The 14,821-nt window shown below is 68.2% G+C and carries 15 protein-coding genes; 10 read left to right on the top strand and 5 right to left on the bottom strand.

The window, feature by feature from the left end; all coding sequences use genetic code 11:
- Positions 1-123: 123 nt before the first annotated feature.
- Together DFS13_RS03745 and DFS13_RS03740 are read right to left on the bottom strand one after the other, a co-directional pair.
- Positions 124-2,019, bottom strand: coding sequence for a penicillin-binding protein 2 (locus DFS13_RS03745; RefSeq protein ID WP_006494975.1), 1,896 nt, complete (start codon positions 2,017-2,019; stop codon positions 124-126).
- A 414-nt stretch (positions 2,020-2,433) separates the two neighbouring features.
- Positions 2,434-2,781: a DUF3564 family protein gene (locus DFS13_RS03740; RefSeq protein WP_006483554.1), complete on the bottom strand. Its 348-nt coding sequence runs from the start codon at positions 2,779-2,781 to the stop codon at positions 2,434-2,436.
- Between the two features lie 649 nt (positions 2,782-3,430).
- Between DFS13_RS03740 and DFS13_RS03735 the strand changes: the two genes are divergently transcribed.
- On the top strand, positions 3,431-4,642 hold the full coding sequence (locus tag DFS13_RS03735) for an SDR family oxidoreductase (protein ID WP_006494973.1): 1,212 nt from the start codon (positions 3,431-3,433) through the stop codon (positions 4,640-4,642).
- A gap of 72 nt (positions 4,643-4,714) precedes the next feature.
- Here DFS13_RS03735 and hpaR read toward each other — a convergent pair whose 3' ends face one another.
- Positions 4,715-5,155 carry a homoprotocatechuate degradation operon regulator HpaR gene (hpaR, locus tag DFS13_RS03730; protein ID WP_006490704.1) on the bottom strand — a complete coding sequence of 147 codons (441 nt, stop codon included), beginning with the start codon at positions 5,153-5,155 and terminating at the stop codon, positions 4,715-4,717.
- 153 nt (positions 5,156-5,308) lie between these two features.
- On the opposite strand from hpaR, the gene DFS13_RS03725 reads away from it, so the two are divergent.
- Genes DFS13_RS03725 through hpaI form a run of 7 tightly spaced genes read left to right on the top strand, consistent with a single transcriptional unit; the run spans position 5,309 to position 11,224 of the window.
- Positions 5,309-5,998 carry a fumarylacetoacetate hydrolase family protein gene (locus DFS13_RS03725; RefSeq protein WP_048985568.1) on the top strand — a complete coding sequence of 230 codons (690 nt, stop codon included), beginning with the start codon at positions 5,309-5,311 and terminating at the stop codon, positions 5,996-5,998.
- Complete coding sequence (locus DFS13_RS03720; protein ID WP_034202418.1) at positions 5,995-6,759, top strand: fumarylacetoacetate hydrolase family protein; 765 nt, start codon at positions 5,995-5,997, stop codon at positions 6,757-6,759. The genes DFS13_RS03725 and DFS13_RS03720 overlap by 4 nt, the downstream gene beginning before the upstream one ends.
- A gap of 26 nt (positions 6,760-6,785) precedes the next feature.
- Positions 6,786-8,249, top strand: coding sequence for a 5-carboxymethyl-2-hydroxymuconate semialdehyde dehydrogenase (gene hpaE, locus DFS13_RS03715; RefSeq protein WP_059723322.1), 1,464 nt, complete (start codon positions 6,786-6,788; stop codon positions 8,247-8,249).
- A 46-nt stretch (positions 8,250-8,295) separates the two neighbouring features.
- Positions 8,296-9,144 (top strand): 3,4-dihydroxyphenylacetate 2,3-dioxygenase, encoded by an 849-nt coding sequence (gene hpaD, locus DFS13_RS03710; RefSeq protein WP_006494970.1) that lies wholly within the window; start codon positions 8,296-8,298, stop codon positions 9,142-9,144.
- Between the two features lie 44 nt (positions 9,145-9,188).
- Positions 9,189-9,581, top strand: a complete 393-nt coding sequence (locus tag DFS13_RS03705; RefSeq protein WP_006494969.1) for a 5-carboxymethyl-2-hydroxymuconate Delta-isomerase — start codon at positions 9,189-9,191, stop codon at positions 9,579-9,581.
- Positions 9,582-9,601: 20 nt separating this feature from the next.
- Positions 9,602-10,405 carry a 2-oxo-hept-4-ene-1,7-dioate hydratase gene (gene hpaH / locus DFS13_RS03700; RefSeq protein WP_006490710.1) on the top strand — a complete coding sequence of 268 codons (804 nt, stop codon included), beginning with the start codon at positions 9,602-9,604 and terminating at the stop codon, positions 10,403-10,405.
- A gap of 12 nt (positions 10,406-10,417) precedes the next feature.
- Positions 10,418-11,224, top strand: a complete 807-nt coding sequence (gene hpaI, locus DFS13_RS03695) for a 4-hydroxy-2-oxoheptanedioate aldolase (RefSeq protein ID WP_111441373.1) — start codon at positions 10,418-10,420, stop codon at positions 11,222-11,224.
- A 78-nt stretch (positions 11,225-11,302) separates the two neighbouring features.
- On the opposite strand, the gene DFS13_RS03690 is transcribed toward hpaI, so the two are convergent.
- A complete protein-coding gene (locus DFS13_RS03690; protein ID WP_006490701.1) occupies positions 11,303-12,094 on the bottom strand; it encodes a helix-turn-helix domain-containing protein in 792 nt (263 codons plus the stop codon).
- Between the two features lie 95 nt (positions 12,095-12,189).
- Between DFS13_RS03690 and DFS13_RS03685 the strand changes: the two genes are divergently transcribed.
- Entirely contained in the window at positions 12,190-12,441 is a 252-nt protein-coding gene (locus DFS13_RS03685) for a hypothetical protein (RefSeq protein WP_006490702.1), read from the top strand.
- 30 nt (positions 12,442-12,471) lie between these two features.
- A complete protein-coding gene (locus DFS13_RS03680) occupies positions 12,472-13,434 on the top strand; it encodes a zinc-binding alcohol dehydrogenase family protein (protein WP_111441372.1) in 963 nt (320 codons plus the stop codon).
- A 144-nt stretch (positions 13,435-13,578) separates the two neighbouring features.
- Here the strand turns inward: DFS13_RS03680 and DFS13_RS03675 are convergent, their stop codons facing one another.
- Complete coding sequence (locus tag DFS13_RS03675) at positions 13,579-14,670, bottom strand: porin (RefSeq protein ID WP_034202414.1); 1,092 nt, start codon at positions 14,668-14,670, stop codon at positions 13,579-13,581.
- Between the last annotated feature and the right edge of the window lie 151 nt (positions 14,671-14,821).

Below are 14,821 nucleotides of genomic sequence, written 5' to 3'. Positions count from 1 at the left end.
AAGGCCGCCTGCGGCGCGCAAAAATTGTAGGAGGACGCGGCGGGAACGCTCAAATGATGCGGTGCGTTCCTAGAGAGTGGGATGGGGCGGGGCGATGCGGACCCGGCATCGCCCGTGGCTTCGTCAGCCGGCGGCGGCCGGCTTCGCGGGCGCGGGGGGGCCGGCTTGCGCGGTGGTCCTGGGCGACGCCGACGGTTTCTGCGTGACGGTCGTCGTCGCTGCCGCCGCTTTCGGCGCGGCGACCGTCTTCTGCGGCGCGGCGGCCTTCGCCGGCGCGTTCTTCTCCGCTTCGACCGGCGCGTCGGGCGGCACGCCGAGCAGCTGCAACGAGCCGCTCGTGACCGACGCGAACACCGGGCCGGCCACCGTGCCGCCGTAGTAACCCTTGCCGCGCGGCTCGTCGATCATCACCGCGACGATCAGGCGCGGGTTGCTCATCGGCGCCATCCCCGCGAACAGCGCGCGGTACTTGCCCTTCGCGTAGCTCGCGCCGACCTGCTTGCGCGCGGTCCCGGTCTTGCCGCCGATCCGGTAGCCGTCGACGCGCGCGCGGCGCCCCGTGCCGCCTTCGCCGACCGCCATCTCGAGCATCGAGCGGATCGCGGCGGCGGTTTGCGGCGACGTCACGCGGTGGCCGCGGTGCGCGTCGATCGTCTGCTGATCGGTGCCGTTCTTCAGCAGCGACACCGGGTGCAGCGTGCCGTCGCCCGCATAGGCGGTGTAGGTCTGCGCGATCTGCAGCAGCGACATCGACAGCCCGTAGCCGTACGCCATCGTCGCCTGCTCGATCGGCCGCCAGCGCTTGTAGCCGCGCAGCCGGCCCGACGCGACGCCCGGGAACGTCAGCTCCGGCGCGCGGCCGATCCCGTACTCCTGGTATTTGTTCCAGATCGTTTCGGCGGGCAGGTTCAGCGCCAGTTTCGCGAGCGCGACGTTGCTCGACTTCTGCAGCGCCTGCGATACCGTCAGCGACCCGTGGTTCGACGTGTCGTGGATCACCGCCGGGCCGATCTTGTAGGTGCCCGGCGACGTGTTGATGATCGTGTTCGGCGTGACCTTGCGCTCGTCGATCGACAGCGCGACGACGAGCGGCTTGATCGTCGAGCCCGGTTCGAACGTGTCGATCACCGCGCGGTTGCGCAGTTGCTGGCCGGTGAGGCGGGCGCGGTCGTTCGGATCGAAGGTCGGGTAGTTCGCGAGCGCGAGGATCTCGCCGTTCTGCGCGTCGAGCACGACGACGCTGCCGGCTACCGCGTTGTTCTCGATCACGGCCGCCTTGAGCTGGCTGAAGGCGAGCTGCTGGATGCGGCGGTCGATCGTCAGCTCGATCGTCGCGCCGTGCTGCGCGGGGACGAGCGGGCGCGTGTCCGACACGATGCGGCCGAGCCGGTCGCGGATCACCTCGCGCTGGCCGGACGTGCCTTGCAGGCGCGCGTTGGCCGCGAGCTCGACGCCTTCCTGGCCCTTGTCCTCGACGTTCGTGAAGCCGACCACGTGCGCGGCCGATTCGCCTTCCGGGTAGAAGCGCTTCGAATCGGCGATCTGCGTGATGCCGTCGATCGCGAGCTTGTCGAGCCGGCTCGCGGTATCCGCGTCGACCTGCCGCTTGAGCAGCACGAACGTCTTGTCGTTGCCGAGACGCCGCTTCACCTCGACGAGCGGCATGTCGAGCAGCTTCGCGATCTGCGGGTAATCGGTGTCGGCGACCTGTTTCGGGTTCGCCCAGATTTCATAGGTCGACAGGCTGACCGCGAGCATCGCGCCGTTGCGGTCGACGATGCGCCCGCGCATCGCGTCGAGCTCGATCGTGCGCTGATAACGCTTCTGGCCCTGGCCGACGTAGAAATCCTGGTTCGCGACCTGCACCCAGAAAGCGCGCGCGATCAGCGCGGCGAACGCGAGGAACACGACGACCACGATCAGCCGCGAGCGCCACATCGGCAGGCGCGACGCGAGCATCGGATTCTTGGTCGCCGCTGCGTACGGATCGGCAGGGTGGGTCTTCTTTTTTACGCTCATGCAATGGCCGGGTCGGGCCGCCGGGCGGCGGCGGGTCAGTCTGAATAATGCGATTGTAATAAATGAGTAAACACCGTGTGGGGAAAGTATGTTCCGGCCCCGCAAAAAGGCGAATGGCAGGCGATCGGGAACACGGCGGAAAAGGGAGGAAGGCGGGGCCGGGCAGGCATTCGCGGCGGCTGCACAGGACGAAACACGCACGAGCGTCGCATGCCGATCCGAGCGTGCGGTCTTCGCCGCCGCTCGATCGCGAGCGTCCCGGCGCGCGATCAATTGCCCGCACCCCGGTTATTTCTTTAATCCAGAAAATGAAAAGCGCCTCGAACCGAGGCGCCATTCATGCTGAATATCGAAATGAATATCACCGATACCGGAATAAACCCGAAAACCGCAGACGATTCATGTCAATAATACCTATCGGGCAACGGAAATAAATTCCCGATATTCCGGCTGGGTGGTGCAGGTATCGACCGCCTGCAGCCGCCACGCGCCGTCGGGATGTTCGCCGGCGAGCACCGCGGGGCCTTGTTCACGCCGCGTCGCATCGAACGACAACCCCTTCAACTGACAGACGGCATTGCCGCTGTCGGCCGCGCAGAGCGCCATCGCGCCCTCGACGTCGCGGACCTTGCCCCAGGTCGGAAGGTCGATGCCCTGATGTGCCTCGCGCGACCACAGCCCCTCGTCGGTATCGACCCACAGTACCGCGAAGGAGTGCCGGGTTGCCGATTCGCTGCCATTAATCCGAATGGTGAGGCGCATTGCATCGTCTCCTGAAAAAAATGACACATTCGACCGTTTGGACTTGAACAGTCTAGATAGACTGGTGTGAAACGCAAGTGATAATCCGCAATAAATCCGTATTGGGTCTATTTCGGTTTCAGATGAAACGACGTCTGACGATTCATGGTCATTCCCGAGGCGTCAGCACACGCGGGGGACACCGGCGATCGCGGTGTCCATGCGAAGACGCGTGGCGGTCCAGACATGGGATGACAGTGCCGCCGGCCGCGTCGATCGGTCGCGCGCTGGCCGCCGCCAAAACCGCCGCGGCAGAGCGATGCGGCACCGCCCGGACGCGGCCCGAGCGAACGTTTCAGCGTGTTGACGCGGCGGCCGGCACGACACACTCCGACAATCGCGTACAAATCGGCACACTTTCACGAAACTTTCGGGACAGACTTGCATGCGTTCGGGCCCCACACTGGGACCTTCCCGATCCTGTGCCGCGGACGCCCGTCCGCGCCGGCTGCCGCCACCTCGTGCCAGAGCGCGATCGACGCGATCGCAGGCCGCACGCCCGATCGGGAGCCGCCGGGGCGCGCGTCAGCCCCGGCCCGGCCGGTGAGCCATGAGCCGCCCGCAACCGCGGGCACCGCGCCGCCCGGCCGACTCTTCGAAGGAGACTATCGTGCTGATCTGGAAAACCGCGTTGTCGCTCAACTGGCGGACGAGCCTCGTGTCGCCGGCCAGCGCACCGGTCGCGGCGGCGAACGTCGGACGGCTGGTGCTGACCGGCGCCACCGGCTTCATCGGCAGTACCGTGCTGACGGCGCTCGTCAATGCAGGGCTGCTCGAACGCATCGTCTGCGTCGTGCGTGCGCAGGACCGCGGCCATGCGGTCGCGCGGCTGCGTGAAGCGGCGTTGCGCGCGGGGCTTGCGCCGTACTGGGCGTCGCGCCTGACCGATGCGAACGTGATCGTCGGCGCGCTCGGCGACGTGTGGCACGGCGCCGATGCACCGCGCCTGGCCGGCGCGACGCACGTGATTCACTGCGCGGGCCACGCGTCGCCGGCCGACGGCGCGCATCTGCGGGCCGACATCGCCGATGCGGTGCACTTTGCCGAACGCTTTGCGCGCGCGCCGCGCCTGCAGCGCTTCGTGTACGTCGGCACGGCCTACGCGCATGCGGGCCGCGGCGGAATCGTGCAGGAGGAGGCGGAGCGCGACGCGGGGAACGACGCCGCGCCGGGCGACGACGGCCTGCCGGGCGCGGTGCTCGCGGCCGACTACCTGCGCGCGAAGGCGGAAACGGAGCAGCGTCTGCGCGCGCTCGGGCTGCCGCTCGTCGTCGTGCGGCCGTCGCACGTGGTCGGCCACACGGTGCTCGGGACGCGTCCCGCGCCGAATTCGTTCTGGATGTTCCGGCTCGCGCACGCGGCGCGCCGCTTCACCGCGCGGCCGATGACGCGCATCGACATCGTGTCGGTGGACGACGTGGCGCGCGCGACGATGCTGCTGGCCGTCAAGCCGACGCTCGCGCACGACGTCTATCACGTGTCGGCCGGCGACGAGGCGCCGCAGGTCGCGCAGATCGTGCGCGCGATGGACGAGGCGGCGGGGATGACCGGGGCGCCGCGCTACGCGGCGTGCGCGCCGGCCGAGCTGCCGCTCGTGGTGCGCGACGTGCTCGGGCGCCCCGATCCGGCGCTCGAGCGCGTGATCGGCCGGGCGCTGCAGCGCTGCGGGGAATTCGCGACGGTCGATCGCGTGTTCGACAATCGCCGCGTGCGCGACGAAATCGATTTCGAGCCGCTGCCGTTCATCGATTACGTCGAGGAGTGCATGCGCACGTCGCGCGGCGTGGCCGTGACCGAGCTGATGCGCGGCGCGATCCATTAGGGCCCGTTCACGCGAACGACCGCCCGCGCCACACCGGCGCCCGTTCCTGCCGATCGCGGGCGGGCGCCGTTTTTACGCGTGGCTGCCGAGCTCGATGAGCCGGTCGAGCGCGCGGTAGATGTCTTCGAGGCCGTCCTGGCCGAACCGCGACTCGAGCTGACGATATTGCTCGTCGATGCGCGGACCGATTTCCGTCACCAGTTTCCTGCTTTGCGGCGTCAGGCTGACCAGCAGCCGGCGCTGATCCTCCTGCGCACGCGTGCGCGTGATCAGGCCGTCGCGCTCCATCCGTTCCAGCACGCCGGTCAGGCTCGGGCTCAGGATGCAGCAGCGTTTCGCGATCTGACCGGCTTCGAGCGCCTGCGCCGGTTCGCCGTCGAGCACGCGGATGATCCGCCATTGCTGTTCGGTCAGCGAGAATTCCTTGAGAATGGGGCGAAACAAACCCATCAGCGTTTCGCGAGCCTCGAGCAGCAGCATGGCCAGGTTGCGATGGTCGAGCGTACGGTTCATCGGGGGAGAGCAGAGGACGGGGACGCATCAATCTTAACAGCCGAAGCTGATGAATTTCGCCTATCAGGGTAATCGAGGTTGCCAGCGCACGATTGTTTAATTAAGATATTAACTATTGACGATGCGCCGCGACGCGCGGCAGGGGAATGACGCATGGAGCTGTCTTGCACGACCGCCGCGGCGCCGCCGTTGCCGGTCGCCATCGGTACCGTCTACGGGGCGCTACTCAACGAGCGCGCGGCGCTCGACGCGCTCGGCGACGCCGTGAATGCGCCGCCTTACGGCCGCCCGCCGCAGGCGCCGATCCTGTACATCAAATCCGCCAACACGCATGCGGCCGACGGCGCCGCCGTCGTCGTGCCGGCCGGCGTCGACGCGCTGGAGATCGGCGCGTCGGTGGCCGTCGTGTTCGCCCGGCGCGCGACGCGCGTGGCGGCCGCGCAGGCGCTCGACTACGTGCACGGCTTCACGCTCGCGAGCGACGTGTCGGTGCCGCATCCCGACTACTACCGGCCGGCCGTGCGCTTCAAGTGCCGTGACGGTTTCTGCCCGCTCGGCCCGGCGATCGTGCCGGCCGCCGCGCTCGCCGACGTCGACGCGATCGGCCTGACGGTGCGGATCGACGGCGAGGTGGCCGCGTCCGCGTCGACCGCGACGCTGATTCGCCCGGTGCGCACGCTGATCGCCGACGTGACGGCGTTCATGTCGTTCGACGCGGGCGACGTGCTGTTGCTCGGCGTCGCGGGCGGCGCACCGCATGCCCGCGCGGGCAGCACGATCGAGATCGCCGCGGCCGGCATCGGCACGTTGCGGCATACGCTGATGGCGGAGGGAGCACGATGAAGACGGCGCGCGTGATCTACAACGGCGCACTGCATGCGGCCGAACCGGCAGGCGACGGCGCGATCCGCCTGGATACGGGGCGGGTGGTGGCCGAGGACGCGGTGGCGTGGTTGCCGCCCGTCGCGCCGCGCACGACCTTCGCGCTCGGCCTGAACTACGCCGACCACGCGAAGGAACTCGCGTTCAACGCACCGACCGAGCCGCTGATTTTCCTGAAGGGGCCGAACACGTTCGTCGGCCACCGGTCGCTCACCGTGCGCCCGGCGGACGCCACGCACATGCACTACGAGTGCGAGCTGGCCGTCGTGATCGGCCGCCCGGCGCGCCGCGTGAGCCGCGCGCAGGCGATCGACTACGTGGCCGGCTATACGGTCGCGAACGACTACGCGATCCGCGACTATCTCGAAAACTACTACCGCCCGAACCTGCGCGTGAAGAACCGCGACACCTGCACGCCGCTCGGGCCGTGGTTCGTCAGCCGCGACGAGATCGGCGACGCGGGCGACCTGATGCTGCGCACGACGGTGAACGGCCGGGAGACGCAGCGCGGCAGCACGCGCGACATGGTGTTCGACGTGCCGGCGCTGATCGAGCACATCAGCAGCTTCATGACGCTTTCGCCGGGCGACCTGATCCTGACCGGCACGCCCGAGGGGCTGGCGGACACGCAGCCAGGCGACGAAGTCGTGACCGAAATCGAAGGGATCGGCCGGCTCGTGAACACGATCGTCGGCGAAGCGGACTACTATCGCGCCGGCTGAGGCCGTCGCCCAAGGAAGGAGAGCACATGACCATCAAGCACTGGATCGGCGGCCGCGAAGTGGAGAGCCGCGAAACCTTCACGACGCTGAACCCGGCGACGGGTGAAGTCATCACCGACGTCGCGTCGGGCGGCGAGCCCGAGGTCGACGCGGCCGTGCGCGCCGCGAAGGAAGCGTTCCCGAAATGGGCGAACACGCCGGCCAAGGAGCGCGCAAAGCTGATGCGCAAGCTGGGCGAACTGATCGAGAAGAACGTGCCGATGCTCGCCGCGCTGGAGACGCAGGATACCGGCCTGCCGATCGCGCAGACGAGCAAGCAGCTGATTCCGCGCGCGTCCGAGAACTTCAACTTCTTCGCGGAAGTGTGCGTGCAGATGAACGGCCGCACCTATCCGGTCGACGACCAGATGCTCAACTACACGCTGTACCAGCCGGTCGGCGTATGTGCGCTGGTGTCGCCGTGGAACGTGCCGTTCATGACGGCCACGTGGAAGACGGCGCCGTGCCTCGCGCTCGGCAACACGGCCGTGCTGAAGATGTCGGAGCTGTCGCCGCTGACGGCCGACCAGCTCGGGCGGCTCGCGCTCGAAGCCGGCATCCCGCCCGGCGTGCTGAACGTCGTGCAGGGTTACGGCGCGACGGCCGGCGATGCGCTCGTGCGGCATCCGGACGTGCGCGCGGTGTCGTTTACCGGCGGCACGGTCACCGGCAAGCGGATCATGGAACGCGCGGGCCTCAAGAAGTATTCGATGGAGCTCGGCGGCAAGTCGCCGGTGCTCATTTTCGACGACGCCGATTTCGATCGCGCGCTCGACGCGTCGCTGTTCACGATCTTCTCGATCAACGGCGAACGCTGCACCGCCGGCTCGCGGATCTTCGTGCAACGCACGATCTACGACCGCTTCGTGCAGGAATTCGCGCGCCGCGCGAACAACCTGGTGGTCGGCGATCCGGCCGATCCGGGCACGAATCTCGGCGCGATGATCACGCGCCAGCACTGGGAAAAGGTGACGGGCTACATCCGCATCGGCGAGCAGGAAGGCGCGCGCGTGGTCGCCGGCGGCGCGGACAAGCCGGCCGGGCTGCCCGACCATCTGCGCAACGGCAACTTCGTGCGGCCGACCGTGTTCGCCGACGTCGACAACCGGATGCGCATCGCGCAGGAGGAGATCTTCGGGCCGGTCGCGTGCATCATCCCGTTCGACGACGAAGACGAAGGGCTGCGGCTTGCGAACGACACGGCCTACGGCCTCGCGTCGTACATCTGGACGCAGGACGTCGGCAAGGTGCATCGCCTCGCGCGCGGCATCGAGGCCGGGATGGTGTTCGTCAACAGCCAGAACGTGCGCGACCTGCGCCAGCCGTTCGGCGGCGTGAAGGAATCGGGTACCGGGCGCGAGGGCGGCGAGTACAGTTTCGAGGTGTTCGCCGAGATCAAGAACGTGTGCATTTCGATGGGTTCGCATCACGTCCCGCGCTGGGGCGTGTGACGGGCGCAGGCCGTGTTGTCGCAAGAACGATAGGGAGACTTGAACGATGGGCAAACTGTCCCTCGCCGCGAAAATCACGCACGTGCCGTCGATGTACCTGTCGGAATTGCCCGGCAAGCATCACGGCTGCCGTGAAGCGGCGATCCGCGGCCACCAGTTGATCGGCGAGCGTTGCCGCGCGCTCGGCGTCGACACGATCGTCGTGTCGGACGTGCACTGGCTCGTCAACGCGGGCTATCACGTGAACTGCAATGCGCGGTTCGCGGGCACCTATACGAGCAACGAGCTGCCGCATTTCATCCGCGACATGCAGTACGCGTATCCGGGCAACCCGGCGCTTGGCCGGCTGATCGCGGAAACGGCCACCGAGCGCGGCGTCGCGACGCGCGCACACGAGATCGACAGCCTCGAACTCGAATACGGCACGCTCGTGCCGATGCGCTACATGAACGGCGACCAGCATTTCAAGGTCGTGTCGATCGCCGGCTGGTGCATGTGGCACACGCTCGACGAAAGCCGGCGCTTCGGCGAGGCGCTGCTCGAAGCGATCGAGAAGAGCGATTCGAACGTCGCGTTCCTCGCGAGCGGCTCGCTGTCGCACCGCTTCAACGACAACGGCAGCCCCGAGGAATCGATCCATCAGATCAGTCGCGAATTCTTCCGGCAGGTCGACCTGCGCGTGGTCGAGCTGTGGAAGCAGGGCGATTTCAAGACCTTCTGCGCGATGCTGCCCGAGTACAACACGCATTGCCACGGCGAAGGCGGCATGCACGACACCGCGATGCTGCTCGGGCTGCTCGGCTGGGATCGTTACGACCGGCCCGTCGAGATCGTCACCGACTATTTCGCGAGCTCGGGCACCGGGCAGATCAACGCGATCTTCCCGCTGCCCTGAGCGTTGCCGCCCGCCACGCCCTCGAATCCGACCGGAGAGTTGCCATGCCACACATCGTCGTCGAATACACCGCGAACATCCGCGACGACGCTCGCATTCCCGCGCTGCTGCGCACGATCAACGCGACGCTGATCGCGCAGGGCGGCGTGTTCCCGACCGGCGGCATCCGGTCGCGCGCGATCGAGCTGCACGACTACTGCGTCGCCGACGGCACGGAGGACGACGCGTTCGTCCACGTGACGCTGAAGATCGGCTCGGGCCGCACCGATGCGCAGAAAAAAGCCGCGTGCGACGCGCTGTTCGACGCGATCAAGGCCCATTTCGCCGAGCTGTACGCGAAACGCTATCTCGCGCTGTCGATGGAACTGACCGAGTTCAGCGAAAGCGGCTCGTACAAGCACAACAACATTCACGCCCGCTACAAGCGGGCCGGCTGAACCCCATTCCCGATCCGACCATGCTCGAACCCGCCCTCATCGACCAGCTCGCGCACCGTCTGCACGACGCCGAGCGCGCACGCACGCAGATCCGCCAGATTTCGCTCGACCATCCCGACATCACGATCGACGACGCCTATGCGATCCAGCGCGCGTGGGTGACCCTCAAGCTCGCGGAAGGCCGCACGCTGAAGGGACACAAGATCGGCCTCACGTCGAAGGCGATGCAGAGTTCGTCGCAGATCGACGAGCCCGACTACGGCGCGCTGCTCGACGACATGTTCTTCGCGGACGGCGGCACGATCCCGACCGGCCGCTTCATCGTGCCGCGCGTCGAGGTCGAGCTCGCGTTCGTGCTCGGCAAGCGGCTCACCGGCCCGAACTGCACGATCTTCGACGTGTACGACGCGGTCGACTACGTGGTGCCCGCGCTCGAGATCATCGACGCGCGCAGCCAGTCGATCGACCCCGACACCCAGCGGCCGCGCAAGGTGTTCGACACGATCGCCGACAACGCGGCGAACGCGGGCGTCGTGATCGGCGGCCGGCCGGTGCGCCCGCAGGACGTCGATTTGCGCTGGGTCGCGGCGATCATGTCGCGCAACGGCGTGGTCGAGGAAACCGGCGTGGCAGCCGGCGTGCTGAACCATCCGGCGAACGGCGTCGCGTGGCTCGCGAACCGGCTGTCGCGCTTCGACGTCGCGCTGGAGCCGGGGCAGATCGTGCTCGGCGGGTCGTTTACGCGGCCGTGCGCGGCGCGCTCGGGCGATACGTTCAGCGTCGACTACGGCCCGCTCGGGACGATCCAGTGCTATTTCGAGTGAGGTGAGCGAACGATGCAGATTCCGTCGAATGTCTTCAAGGCCGCGCTCGCGCGCGGCGACGCGCAGATCGGTTTGTGGCTCGGTCTCGCGAATCCGTACAGCGCCGAAGTGGTCGCGGGCGCCGGTTTCGACTGGCTGCTGATCGACGGCGAACATGCGCCGAACACGGTGCCGACGATCCTCGCGCAACTGCAGGCGATCGCGCCGTATCCGTCGCATCCGGTCGTGCGCGTGCCGTGGAACGATCCGGTGATCGTCAAGCAGGTGCTCGATCTCGGCGCGCAGACGCTGCTCGTGCCGATGGTGCAGAGCGCGGACGAAGCGCGCGCGGCGGTGGCGGCGACCCGTTACCCGCCGCACGGGATTCGCGGTGTCGGCAGTGCGCTGGCGCGCGCATCGCGGTGGAATCGCGTCGGCGAGTACCTGCATCGCGCGAACGACGAGATGGCCGTGCTCGTGCAGGTCGAGACGCGCGCGGGGCTGGAGGCGATCGATGCGATCGCGCGGGTCGACGGCGTCGATGGCGTGTTCATCGGGCCGGCTGATCTTGCGGCAGATCTCGGCCATCTCGGTCATCCGGGGCACCCGGACGTGCAGACCGCGATCGACGGCGCGATCCGCGCGATCAAGGCGGCCGGCAAGGCGCCGGGCATCCTGAGCGCGGATGAAGCAGCCGCGCGGCGCTATCTGGAAGCGGGCGCGTCGTTCGTCGCGGTCGGCGTCGATACGACGCTGCTGGCACGGAGCGCGGAGCGGCTCGCCGCGCAGTTCAAGGGGAGCGGCGGCGCCGCCGCGAAGCAGGGCGACTGCACGTATTGACGCAGCGGCGGGCGGTTTTCCCGTGCCGAGCGCCGGCCGTTCGTCGCGCGGCGTCATGCCGGCGCATGGCGGCCCTACTTATCCCGGTGCTTGCCGTCCCGCCTCCAGGTACCTTCCCGGCGTCGTCCCCAGCGCGCGCCGGAACATGTCGATGAACGCGCTCACGTTGTCGTATCCGAGATCGAGCGCGATCGTCGTCACCGGCACGCCGTCGGCAATGCGTTCCAGCGCCCGCAGCAGCCTGGCCTGCTGACGCCACTGCGCGAACGTCAGCCCCGTCTCGGCGACGAAGCGGCGGCTCATCGTCCGCGCGCCGATGCCGGCCCATTCGGCCCATTCCTCCAGCCGCCGGTCGTTCGCGAGATCCGCGGCCAGCGCATCGGTGATCTTCACGAGCCGCGGGTCCCGCGGCCGGACCAGCCCCAGCGCCTCGGCTTCCGACGCCGCGATTTCATCGAGGATCACGTCGGCGATCCGCGTCTGCGCGGCATTCAGATCGGAATCGCCCCAGCTCGCCGCGCGCTGCACGGCTTCGCGCAGCAGCGGCGTCGTGCGGATCGCGCGCGGCGTCGCCGGCAGCGCTGCGCAGCGGGCTTCGGCGACGAACGCCGACCAGCCGGCAATCGGCCCGAACGAACGCAACGAATGCCGGCAATGCGGCGGAATCCAGATTGCATGAATCGCCGGCACGACCCACTCCTGGTCGTCGAGGCCGATCGTCACGAGCCCGCTCAGCGCGCCGACGAGCTGGCCGCGCGCATGCGAATGCGGCGCGGTGATGCGCGGGTCGCGTTGCGACAGGACGGCGGCGACCACGAACGGGCCGTCGTCGGACGTGACGAAGCGGGCGGGCAGGAGTGGATCGGACATGGCCGGATATCGGTATCGAATGGCTGTTATACCGGAGATCGGCCGGATTCGCACGCCTACACTGCGTCCATCGATGACAACCGGAGTACGACGCGATGCGAGCCGAACAGATGCTTCCCGACCATGCCGACCGGATCGATGCCGGCGGAACGACGATCCGCAAGGGGACCGTCGGCGCGTTTCTGGTCAACGCGCGCGTATTGATCGACCCGAACGCTGCCCCGGCCGAGCGGGCGCGTGCGGAGGCCGACGCGATCGATGCGTTGCCCGCGCTGCGTGCGCTCGGCCTGTTCGACGTGCTGGAAGTACGCGATCCCGCGCTGCGCGCATGGCTCGATGCCCGGTAAGGCCCACCCTCCAGAATCGAAGGAATCACCATGAAAGCAGCAGTCGTCGAAGGCGCCGGACAGCGTCCGGTTCATACGGAGTTCGAATCGCCGAGTGCGATGCCGGGCCACAGCCTGATCGACGTGACGGCGTCCGCGCTGAGCCGCATCGCGCAGGGGCGTGCGGCGGGTACGCATTATTCCTCCGTTGGCGCTTATCCGTTCGTTGTGGGTGTCGACGGCGTGGGGCGTCTCGATGATGGCCGGCGCGTCTACTTCTTCGGTGCGCCCGCGCCGTTCGGTGCGATGGCCGAACGCACGATCGCGCCGGATACGCAGTGCGTGCCACTGCCGGACGCGCTCGACGATGTCACGGCCGCGGCGATCGCGATTCCCGGGATGTCGTCGTGGGCGGCGCTGACCGAACGCGCGAGGTTCGTCGCGGGCGAGACGGTGCTCGTCAATGGCGCAACGGGCACGTCGGGGCGGCTCGCGGTGCGGATCGCGAAGCATCTCGGCGCGGCGAAGGTGATCGCGACGGGCCGCAACGCGGCCGCGTTGCAGGCGTTGCTGAGTGCCGGCGCGGACGCGGTGGTGTCGCTGCAGCAGGACGACGTGCATCTGGCGCGGGCGCTCGAACCGCATTTCCGCGCGGGCGTGGACGTCGCGCTCGATTATCTGTGGGGCGCCAGCGCGCAGACGCTGCTGGTTGTCGCCGCGAAGGCGACGCCCGGCGGCCGGCGGCTGCGTTTCGTGGAGATCGGCTCGATCAGCGGCGCGGACGTGCTGTTGCCGGGCGCCGTGCTGCGCGCGACCGCGATCGAGCTGATGGGCAGCGGCTTGGGCAGCGTGCCGTTGCCGCGCCTGCTGGCGTCGGTGCGCGGCGTATTCGAAGCGGCCGGGGAGGCAGGACTCGCGATCGACACGCGCACGGTGCCGCTGTCGGCCGTTGGCGAACACTGGGGCGATTCGAGCAGCGTCGTGCGCCCGGTGTTCACGATGCGTGGCGAGTGAGCGGCGGATCGCCACGTGGCGGGCCGGATGTAGCGTGAGCGTTGGATTGCGCGGCGGCATCGGGCCATTCGCCGTCATGCCGCCGCGCGTAACGTGAAAGCAGGCGGGGCGGCCGATCACCCGCTGCCGCTCGTCGCGTCAGCTTTAAAACCGCTGCTGAATCCCCGCCGTGACCCCGACCTGCGTGGTGCCATACCCGGCGAAATCGCGCGACACGCCGACCTTCTGGTCGTGTTTCGCGATCGCGAACGCGCCGGCCGCATACAGCACCGTCCGCTTCGACAGCGCGTAGTTCGCGCGCACCGACACCAGCGTCGGGTCGGCGTCCGTGCCGCCCTTGATGTTCTGGTGATAGACGGCCGCGATCAGCGAGAACGTCGGCGTGAACTGGTACGACCCGCCGAGCCAATACATGTCGCTCAACTGGTTCGCGGCCGTGGTGTGGAACGTGCGCCGATAGTTGCGATAGCCGGCCATCGTTTTCAGGTTGCCGAAGTCGTAGCTCAGGCCCGCGTGGATGCTCTGGATGTAGTTGACGGTATCGGCCGGCGTGACGCTGTCGGCCGCGCCGTTTTGCCGGTCGAACGTGACGACGGCGGCGAACGGCCCCGTCTCGTAGCCGACCGCGAAATCGTACTTCGAGCTGGTCTTCATGCTGCCCGGCACGTTGCCGAAACCGTACAGCGCGCCGAACTTGAAGCCGCTGAATTCGCCGTCGTAGCGCACCGCGTTCGACGAGCGCGTGAACAGGCCGTCCTTGCGGCCGCCGGTCGCCATCGACGAGGTCGCCCACGAGTAGTTCTGCGCGTAACCCATCGGGTCGAACGGCAGCATGTAGTCGTAAGTGACGGTGAAGTTGCGGCCGAGCGACAGTTCGCCCCATTTGCCTTTCAGGCCGACCGTCGCGCGGCGCGCGAAGATCGAGTCCGGGCCGTCGTCGGACGCGCCGTTCGCGAGGTCGATCCCGCTTTCGAGGCGGAACACGGCCTTCAGCCCGCCGCCGAGATCCTCGACGCCGCGCAGGCCCCAGCGCGACGTGTTCTTGTTGCCCGATTTGAGCTTGACCGAATTGCCGCCTTGCGGCGCCGCATGGTTCGTGAATTCGATGCCGGCGTCCATGATCCCGTACATCGTGACCGACGACTGCGCGTGCGCGGCGCCTGCCGCGAGGCCGGCCACGGCGGCCGACCCGGTCAGGACGGCGGCGCGAAGGGAACGGTGTGCGCATGACTTCATTGGCGGTGTCTCCTTGGTTCTTGTGGGTTGGGTGAAACGGATACGGCGCGCGACCGCCCGCGGCGGACGCCGGGAAGCGTCCGCCGGACGGAAGGCTGTTGCGTGGCGCGAGGCGCGCGACATGCGCGGCGGCAGGCGAGCCGCCGCGCCC

Source organism: Burkholderia sp. 28_3, assembly GCF_003253915.1.
Classification (GTDB): domain Bacteria; phylum Pseudomonadota; class Gammaproteobacteria; order Burkholderiales; family Burkholderiaceae; genus Burkholderia; species Burkholderia cenocepacia.
Note: the sequence above shows the minus strand (reverse complement) of the source record. Positions and strands in the feature narration are given on the sequence as shown.

Bases quoted from the DNA above. Each gene is read 5' to 3' on its own strand.
- DFS13_RS03720 (WP_034202418.1), top strand. From the start codon at position 5,995: ATGAAGACGGCGCGCGTGATCTACAACGGCGCACTGCATGCGGCCGAA.
- DFS13_RS03705 (WP_006494969.1), top strand. From the start codon at position 9,189: ATGCCACACATCGTCGTCGAATACACCGCGAACATCCGCGACGACGCT.
- DFS13_RS03675 (WP_034202414.1), bottom strand. From the start codon at position 14,670: ATGAAGTCATGCGCACACCGTTCCCTTCGCGCCGCCGTCCTGACCGGG.
- DFS13_RS03745 (WP_006494975.1), bottom strand. From the start codon at position 2,019: ATGAGCGTAAAAAAGAAGACCCACCCTGCCGATCCGTACGCAGCGGCG.
- hpaR (WP_006490704.1), bottom strand. From the start codon at position 5,155: ATGAACCGTACGCTCGACCATCGCAACCTGGCCATGCTGCTGCTCGAG.
- hpaD (WP_006494970.1), top strand. From the start codon at position 8,296: ATGGGCAAACTGTCCCTCGCCGCGAAAATCACGCACGTGCCGTCGATG.
- DFS13_RS03690 (WP_006490701.1), bottom strand. From the start codon at position 12,094: ATGTCCGATCCACTCCTGCCCGCCCGCTTCGTCACGTCCGACGACGGC.
- DFS13_RS03685 (WP_006490702.1), top strand. From the start codon at position 12,190: ATGCGAGCCGAACAGATGCTTCCCGACCATGCCGACCGGATCGATGCC.
- hpaI (WP_111441373.1), top strand. From the start codon at position 10,418: ATGCAGATTCCGTCGAATGTCTTCAAGGCCGCGCTCGCGCGCGGCGAC.
- DFS13_RS03740 (WP_006483554.1), bottom strand. From the start codon at position 2,781: ATGCGCCTCACCATTCGGATTAATGGCAGCGAATCGGCAACCCGGCAC.
- hpaE (WP_059723322.1), top strand. From the start codon at position 6,786: ATGACCATCAAGCACTGGATCGGCGGCCGCGAAGTGGAGAGCCGCGAA.
- DFS13_RS03680 (WP_111441372.1), top strand. From the start codon at position 12,472: ATGAAAGCAGCAGTCGTCGAAGGCGCCGGACAGCGTCCGGTTCATACG.
- DFS13_RS03725 (WP_048985568.1), top strand. From the start codon at position 5,309: ATGGAGCTGTCTTGCACGACCGCCGCGGCGCCGCCGTTGCCGGTCGCC.
- hpaH (WP_006490710.1), top strand. From the start codon at position 9,602: ATGCTCGAACCCGCCCTCATCGACCAGCTCGCGCACCGTCTGCACGAC.